The organism is Candidatus Micrarchaeia archaeon (assembly GCA_041650355.1).
Classification (GTDB): domain Archaea; phylum Micrarchaeota; class Micrarchaeia; order Anstonellales; family Bilamarchaeaceae; genus JAHJBR01.
In genome coordinates this window covers 1-7,705 of record JBAZLI010000046.1, presented here as the reverse complement: position 1 = coordinate 7,705, position 7,705 = coordinate 1, and the positions used below count along the sequence as shown (strand labels likewise).

The window sequence follows — 7,705 nt, the reverse complement described above, 5'->3', positions numbered from 1 at the left end:
CTGCGTTCCCGAAAATCGCGTCCGGCTTTTCGCGCTCTATTATTATTTCCAAAAATTCCGCGTTCAAAGGCTCTATGTAAATGGCGTCGGCTATTTCCTTGTCAGTTTGTATTGTCGCTGGGTTGGAATTCACCAGAATTGTTTTGATTCCTTCTTCCCTGAACGCCCTGCACGCCTGGGTTCCGGAGTAATCGAACTCGGCGGCCTGCCCTATCACTATCGGGCCCGAGCCTATTATGAGCACTGCCCTGGGTTTTGCCCTTGTTTTTTCCATTTGCATCTAACCTAGCAGGTATTGCATGAGCGCCTTCTGCACCGCGACCTTGTTCTTCGCCTGCTCCCATGCAAGCGAATTCTTGGAATCAAGCACCTCGTCGCTCACTTCCACCCCGCGGAAGGCCGGGAGAGGGTGCATAGAGTATTTGGCGCCCAGCTTTTTCATCTTTTCAGCGTCTAGCTGGAACGGAAGGAACATCTTCAAATCATCCTCGCCGGTGTCGAAGGAATTCACGTATGCGACGTCGGCTTTGGCTTCGAAGCTGTTGAGGACTTTGGCTTTTTTCGCGTATGCTGGGTTGGGGGAATAGCCGCGCGGGGCTATGAAAAACAGGTCAAGCGCGAATTTTTCCGCGCCGAGCAGAAATGCGTTCGCCACATTGGTGGACGGGTTGCCTATGTACGCGATTTTCGTCCCGCTTTTCAAAAGCCCCTTCTGCCGCAAAGTGTACAAGTCCCCTAAAGCCTGGCAGGGGTGCTCCAGATCGGTTGCCGCATTTATCACAGGGACCGAGGAGGAGGCAGCGAGGCGGTTGAGCATCTCGTGCTTGTGCAACCTCGCGATTATTATTCCCACATAGTTGCTGAGCACCTTTCCGGTATCTTCTATTTTTTCCCCGCGCGCGAGTTGGGAGAAAACGTAGTCCAAATAGATCGGATGCAACCCAAGTTCGCGGAGCGCCACTTCAAAGGAGACGCGGGTGCGTGTGCTCGGCCTGTCGAAAAGAAGGCCGGCGCACTTGGGCTTCGGGAAGAAGCTTTCGGCCCCGAGCTTGTCGGCCATTTCGAATATCTTTTCAATATCCTTTTTCTCCAAATCGTTCATTGAAAGGAAGTTCTTCATTCAACCACCTCTTTGGATGCTCTGATTACTCTAATTTTCGGTTCCAGGTCGAACAGTTGCGGTTCGGACTGAACGCCCCTCGCACGGTGATCTGCCGTGGATTGCGTCTTCAGTTTAATCAGCTCCTCCCGGCTCATTTCGCATTTGCAGATTATGGAGACGCGTTGTTCTCTTTGTCCTGCTTCTGTTGCATGCGATGCATCCATTCCGCTGAGTTGAGATGCACATTCTTTAATTGGGTCTATGCATCTGAAAAAGAAAACAGCACCGCCCTTGGGATGTCCCATGTATGCAAGAGGTATATCCTCTCTTCTTTTGCATTCTTTATACCGGCACAGTACCGGACGGTTATGGATTAATATACTTCCCAATCAATCACCCAAGCATCTTCACGAATTTGTCGAAAAGGAATTTTGAATCATGCGGTCCCGGAGTGGCTTCCGGATGGTACTGCACCGTGAATATGTGCCCGTCTTTATGTTCAAGCCCCTCCACGCTCCCGTCGTTCCCGTTCTTCTCGGTCATCTCGAAATCTCTGGGTATTTTTCCGACTGCGAATCCGTGATTTTGAGTGGTGATTCTCACTTTCCCGTCTTTCAAGTTTATCACGGGGTGGTTCACTCCGCGATGGCCGAATTTCAATTTGTAAGTGTCCCCTCCGAACGCGTGCGCAATGAGCTGGTTGCCCAGGCAGATTCCGAAAATCGGGTAATCCTTCAGCCCGCGTATCGCTTTGTGCGCGTGCTCCAGTATTGCCGGGTTGCCGGGGCCGTTGGACAGGATTATTCCATCGGGCTCGAAGGAGCGTATCGTTTTCTCTTCTTCGTAAGCCGGGACCACAATCACCTGGAGGCCGCGCTTCACCAGCTCATTAACCATGTTCATCTTAGCTCCGTAATCTATAAGCACCACTTTCCTCTTCGCTTTCTTGTCGCCGTAAAATTCGGGCTTTTTCACCGTGATGTTCTTTATGAAGTCTATGCTTTCGTAATCGAATTTCAGGTTCTCGAGAAGCTCCTTCATGTTGAGATGGGATTCGCTGACCGCAATCATCGCGGGCATGACCCCGCTGGTGCGGATTTTGCGCACCAGGAAGCGCGTATCCACCCCCTGGATTCCGGGCCTTTCGTGCTCCCTCAGGAAAGAGTCCAAACTTTTCACCGAGTCCCTGTGCTCGCCTTCAGCGCAGAGCTCCCGGACTACGTAGCCTTCTGCGTGGACTTTTTTGCTTTCAAACGAGTAGGCGCTTATCCCGTAATTGCCTATGAGCGGGTAGGTCGCGAGCAGGATTTGGCCCGCGTAGCTAGGGTCCGTGAGGCTTTCCTGGTAGCCCTGCATTGAGGTGTTGAAAACGAGTTCGCCGGTGCGCACGGAAGGGAAGCCGAATCCGGAGCCGTACACTGCGGTTCCATCATTCAAAATAAGGGCTGCCTTTTTTTCCTGCATAGAATCAGACTGGTAAAACGCAAAGAGAATTTAAAAATAGGAAGGGTTGCGGGGCGTTCACGAATTGAAAGCGCCCGATTCCGGCACCATCCTTTCATCATATTTTTAAACTAATTACCTGAAATATGGGTATAAACGCTATAGCAAACCCGAAAAGTAATTCGACGAAGTTCGCGCAATGCGAACAGACAGTCGTCGAACACTTCGACGACTGGATCTGCGAATCTGGCACTGAGACGGATTTGCTATGTCGCGTTCGACGTCTCGAACGCGAGCATGTTCGTGGTTGGAATGCCGACCGCGACAGGACGCAGTTGAGCTACTTTGCGAGACTGCTATATATTGGATGAAATGCTGAAATGAGTTGATTTGATGGGAGAAAAAGTGCTTAATGTAATAGTAGAGGGAGGAAAGGCCACTGCAGGGCCGCCCTTGGGCCCGGGCCTTGCGCCCATCGGAGTGAACGTGGGGCAGGTGGTCGCGGAGATAAACAAGGCCACGGGGGCTTTCCCAGGGCTGAAGGTGCCTGTGAAAGTTATTGTGGATACGGGAAGCAAGAGCTTCAAGGTCGAAGTAGGGGCTCCTGCAACGAGCGAGCTCGTTAAGAAAGCCGCAGGGATAGAGAAGGGCTCCGGAACGAAAGACAAAGTCGGAAACCTGGAACTTTCAGCGCTCGCGGAAATCGCGAAAAGCCTGAGGGGCAAGAGCCAGGGGAAAAGCGCGAAGGACGTGGCGAAGGAAGTCGCGGGCACCTGCGTGAGCATGGGCGTCACAATTGACGGGAAGGACGCGAAGCTCATGGAGAAGGAGATAAAGGAGGGCAGGCACGATTCCCTTTTCGCGGGATAGCATGAGACGCACTCTTGCTCTGTTTGCTTTGGTTTTTCTGTCTGCATCGGCTTTCGCCGAGCAGCTCTGGGTTCTGCCGACTTCAGGCCCGATAGAAGCCGGGCCGGTATTTTTCGAGGACAAGATGGCCGCAGGTTCCGGAGACGGGACTGTGAGCTTCATATACCCGCAGACAGGGAGCCTTATCAAGAGGGTCCAGACGGCCGGCCCGGTCGCGTATCTCAAATCCGGGGGCGGATTCGTGGTCGCGGCTTCGGTGCACAGCATCACCATCCTGGACAGGAGCGGAAGCGTGATTAGGACGCTGAACGAGACCACTGTTTACGGAATCGGGGTTGACGAAAGCAGGATATACGCGTCCACTGACCAGGGAATGAAGGCTTACGATTATTCGGGGAACATGATTTGGAATGCGCCCCAGGGAGGGAATGCGCTGGGCGAGCCGCTCGTGGAGCAGGACAGGGTAATTTTCTCCTCCGGGGACTACGTGGTGGTGCTGGGCAAGAGCGGGAATGAGAGCGCGAGGGTGAAGGCTGCGCCAGCATGGAAATCCAGGCCTGCGGAACGCGAGGACGTGGTTTTCATCGGCTCCACGGACGGGAAGATGCGCGCTGTGAGCCTCGGGAGCGGCAAGACCATCTGGGAATTCCGCACCGGAGGGTGGATAATGTCCGACCCGCTGTACGACAACGGGACGCTTTACTTCGGGAGCAACGATGGGTACGTTTACGCGCTCAACGCAGAGACAGGGAAAATGCTCTGGAAGATGGAAACCCAGGAAGCCGTGCAGGGCGGGATGGAAATCACCTACCTGGGCGGAAGGCAGGTGGTGCTGACAGGAAGCAACAGCAACCGCGTGTACGCGATAGACGCGGGAACAGGGGAGCAGGTGCTTTCCTTCTCCGTGGGGGGATGGGTGCACAACCCGGCTTTCAATTCGAACAGGCTTTATTTCGGCTCCTACGACGGGTACGTTTACGCGTACACTGCGGACAGGTCGTGCAGCATAGACCGCCCTGTCGCGGGAGAGAACGTAGGGTACAAAATATTCAACGCGAGCGGGCGCATTTTCTCGCAGTACTCCGGCGCGAGGGTGCAGATGAGGGTGAACAACGGGAGCTGGCAGGAGGCGCGGGTGAGCGGCGGCGCATGGGCGCTTGAGATTGATCCGAACGAATACGATTTCGGGAGGATGTTCATGGAGTGCAGGGCGCTGGACAGCGCGGGCCAGGAAACCAGGAGCTACTCTTACGTAGTGATACTCAGGGACATAAACGCGCAGAAGGAGAAGATGCGGGTGGAGAGCCCTGTTTCGGTCACGCAGGGAAAAGAATTCCAGGTCAGGGCATACGCGCCTTCAGGGGCCCCGATATGCGACTTCAGCGTAGTGGTTGGGGGGAAAAACAGCTTCCAGCCCAGGAACTGCACTGCAACCGTGAAAATTGACGAGACCGGGACGCACAACATGCTCGTGAGGAGGACCGGCTACGCGGATGAACTCATAGTGCTGAACGCGGGGTACGATGTAACGCTCGTGGGAGCTATAGTGATTACAGCGCTCGCGGTCCTCGCCGCGGCGTTTTACCTGTTCGTTTACAAAAAGAAGTGAAGGTAAATTCGAAAAATAAAAAGTCAGAGGAGGCTCACGTCCTCGGTCTGGGCCTGGCTCACGTTCGGTATGGACGCTATTTTTTCCTCCACAGATTCCATGCCGCCCTGGTCGTCCATCACGAAGAGGATTTTGAGCGCGGTTATGCCGAATCCTATGTCCTCGGTCTTGGAGCTTTTTACATCAACCAGCTTTTTCACCGCTTCCAGCGTTTCGCCGAGCTTGGACTGGTCCTCAAGGAAAATTTTCATCGAGACTGCGACTTTTCCCATTCATTCCACCTGGTTAAGGGCCCTGAAAGCCGCACTCGCACTTGTAGGGGTTTTTGACTTCCCTGCAGTGGTTGCACCTCACAAGCTTGCTGCCGCATTCCGGGCAGGGGAACTCCACGAATTCCTTGACCATCTTTCCGCAGGTCATGCATCTCTTCATCTATAAACACCTCTGGACTGATAGAACTATGCTGATTAGCGCATTACTTTATTAAAATTAGTATTTAAAATCATATCATTCGCCCCTGTAGTCTAACCTGGACAGGACGCGGCCCTGCGGAGGCTGTAATCCGCGTTCAAATGTCAGCCCAAGGGGGCAAGCCCCCTTAGTCCGACACCGCCCAAACCCCCAATCGGGTTTTTGGAATCATCTTTCTAAATTAATAACGGCGGACGGAAAACTGAAATTCGCGGTGGGGGCGCTTTTTTTATTTCACAGCGCGAGTCTTATTTTTTATTAATCTTTCGTGCGATAATGGTTGGGTGTTCTTATGAAAAGCATATTCTTGCTTATGGTGCTGGCTTCGAGCCTGTCTTTCGCAGCTTACACTTCCCAGTGCGACGCGGAATACGAGCAGTGCATGAGCAGCTGCTGCTCGAAATGCGGCGCCACCGTGGGGATGGAGAACAATGCGTACGTGTGCTGGGTGTGGGCCACGAAGAACCTGGACCAGGTCTGCATGAGCTCCTGCAGCTATTGTTACGCCAATTACTCGGGTTGCGTAATGGGCGATGTGCAGGGCGACCAGACGAATCTGGATAACCTCGGCCAGCCGCTGCTCAACAACTCCGGGCCGGCGCAGGGCGGGAGCCAATCGGGCGCTTCGAACGCAAGCCAGCATGGAACGCCAACCAGCGGAGAAATCAATCCGTTGTGCGGCCCGCTCTTCCTGATGCTCGGGCTCGGTGCGATGCTTGCCGCACGAAAGTGATATTCTTTTTAAATTCTAATCGCGAGCAGTAGGCATGGACATCGCGGGCTGGCTCGAGACCGTATTTTCAGGAAGGAAGAAGAATGCGGAAATGCGGAATTTTGAGGAGTTGCTTTCGGCTGCGCACAGCGAACCCCGCGAAGTCCTGAAAAGGCTCGGCTCCAGGGAAAGCGGGCTCGCGAAATCCGAGGCCAGGGCAAAGCTCAGGAAATACGGGCTGAACAAAGCCACGGGAAACGGAAAGCACAGCCGCATCAGGACCGTGGTGGAAATTTTCCTGAACCCGCTGGTCGCGCTCATGTCGCTCATGGCGATAGTTTCTTTTCTCACGGCGCAGTTCACAACTGCGGTAATAATAGTGCTCATGGTTGGGATAAGCACCATACTCAATTACGTCCAGGAAACGAAGGCGGACAGGGCCGCGGAGAAGCTCAAGGCCATGGTCCAAACTACCGCGACCGTGCTCAGGGATGGCGTGGAGAGGGAGATAGCGCTGAGGCAGCTCGTGCCCGGGGACATAGTGAGGCTTTCGGCAGGAGACATAGTGCCTGCTGATGTGCGAATAGTAAGTTCCAAGGACCTTTTCGTGAACCAGAGCACGCTCACCGGGGAGTCCGTCCCTGTGGAGAAGCACGCGCCGAGAGAAGAGGGAACGCATTTGTTCGAGCTGCAGAGCGTATGCTTCATGGGCACGAGCGTGGAAAGCGGAACTGCAACTGCGGTCGTGCTGCTCACTGGAAAAAACACCTATTTCGGCTCCATCGCGGAAAGCCTTGAGAAGAATGTGGAGACCGGATTCGAGAAGGGGATAGCGGGCTTCACTGATTTGATGGTAAGGTTCATACTGCTCATGGCCCCTGCGGTGTTTTTCATAAACTGGTTCAAGGGGAACGGATGGTTCGAGGCGTTCCTCTTCGCGCTTGCAGTAGTGGTTGGATTGACTCCTGAACTGCTCCCGATGATAATAACCGTGAACCTCGCGAAGGGAGCGGTCACCATGTCCGCGAAGAAAGTCATCGTGAAGAGACTCAACTCCATCCAGAACCTCGGGGCGATGAACGTGCTGTGCACGGACAAGACCGGGACGCTCACCCAGGGGAAGATTATACTGGTGAAGCACATTGATTTGGAGGGGAAGGAGAATGAGCAGGTGCTCAGGTACGCGTACCTAAACAGCTATTTCCAGACCGGGCTGAAGAACGTGACCGACCAGGCGGTGCTGAAGCACGAGAACCTGAAGCAGGAGATGAGCATAGAGCGGAACTACAAAAAAATTGACGAGGTGGGATTTGATTTCCAGAGAAGGAGGATGAGCGTCATTGTTGATGACGGAATGAAGCACCTGTTCGTGTGCAAGGGCGCGATAGAGGAAACTTTTTCCGTCTGCGAAAGGGCCGAGATTGGGGGAAAGAAGGTTTTGCTCAAAGGGACGCACCTGAAAAAGATGAAGGAACTGGCGCGCGCGCTCAACGAGGAC

At 54.0% G+C, this 7,705-nt stretch carries 10 protein-coding genes and 1 tRNA gene; 5 read left to right on the top strand and 6 right to left on the bottom strand.

The features are described from left to right. The 4 genes from WC488_03730 to carA form a co-directional block, all read right to left on the bottom strand. On the bottom strand, positions 1 to 274 hold a 274-nt coding region (locus tag WC488_03730; GenBank protein ID MFA5077510.1), incomplete at its 3' end, for a hypothetical protein. 6 nt (positions 275 to 280) lie between these two features. Beyond that, positions 281 to 1,120 (bottom strand): ornithine carbamoyltransferase, encoded by an 840-nt coding sequence (locus WC488_03725; GenBank protein ID MFA5077509.1) that lies wholly within the window; start codon positions 1,118 to 1,120, stop codon positions 281 to 283. Continuing rightward, on the bottom strand, positions 1,117 to 1,491 hold the full coding sequence (locus WC488_03720; GenBank protein MFA5077508.1) for a hypothetical protein: 375 nt from the start codon (positions 1,489 to 1,491) through the stop codon (positions 1,117 to 1,119). The genes WC488_03725 and WC488_03720 overlap by 4 nt, the downstream gene beginning before the upstream one ends. 4 nt (positions 1,492 to 1,495) lie before the next feature. Then, positions 1,496 to 2,566: a glutamine-hydrolyzing carbamoyl-phosphate synthase small subunit gene (gene carA / locus WC488_03715; GenBank protein MFA5077507.1), complete on the bottom strand. Its 1,071-nt coding sequence runs from the start codon at positions 2,564 to 2,566 to the stop codon at positions 1,496 to 1,498. Positions 2,567 to 2,938: 372 nt separating this feature from the next. On the opposite strand from carA, the gene WC488_03710 reads away from it, so the two are divergent. Then, a complete protein-coding gene (locus WC488_03710; GenBank protein ID MFA5077506.1) occupies positions 2,939 to 3,415 on the top strand; it encodes a 50S ribosomal protein L11 in 477 nt (158 codons plus the stop codon). Between the two features lies 1 nt (position 3,416). Further along, positions 3,417 to 5,024 carry a PQQ-binding-like beta-propeller repeat protein gene (locus WC488_03705; protein MFA5077505.1) on the top strand — a complete coding sequence of 536 codons (1,608 nt, stop codon included), beginning with the start codon at positions 3,417 to 3,419 and terminating at the stop codon, positions 5,022 to 5,024. Between the two features lie 23 nt (positions 5,025 to 5,047). Here the strand turns inward: WC488_03705 and WC488_03700 are convergent, their stop codons facing one another. Then, entirely contained in the window at positions 5,048 to 5,296 is a 249-nt protein-coding gene (locus tag WC488_03700; GenBank protein ID MFA5077504.1) for an elongation factor 1-beta, read from the bottom strand. Positions 5,297 to 5,309: 13 nt separating this feature from the next. Next, positions 5,310 to 5,456: a zinc finger domain-containing protein gene (locus WC488_03695; protein MFA5077503.1), complete on the bottom strand. Its 147-nt coding sequence runs from the start codon at positions 5,454 to 5,456 to the stop codon at positions 5,310 to 5,312. Positions 5,457 to 5,537: 81 nt separating this feature from the next. Here WC488_03695 and WC488_03690 point away from each other — a divergent pair. From WC488_03690 to WC488_03680, 3 genes are all read left to right on the top strand, one after another. Beyond that, positions 5,538 to 5,615: transfer RNA gene (locus WC488_03690), tRNA-Arg, on the top strand. 172 nt (positions 5,616 to 5,787) lie between these two features. Beyond that, positions 5,788 to 6,228: a hypothetical protein gene (locus tag WC488_03685; GenBank protein MFA5077502.1), complete on the top strand. Its 441-nt coding sequence runs from the start codon at positions 5,788 to 5,790 to the stop codon at positions 6,226 to 6,228. Positions 6,229 to 6,262: 34 nt separating this feature from the next. Further along, positions 6,263 to 7,705: HAD-IC family P-type ATPase (locus WC488_03680; GenBank protein ID MFA5077501.1), on the top strand; the 1,443-nt coding region annotated here is incomplete at its 3' end.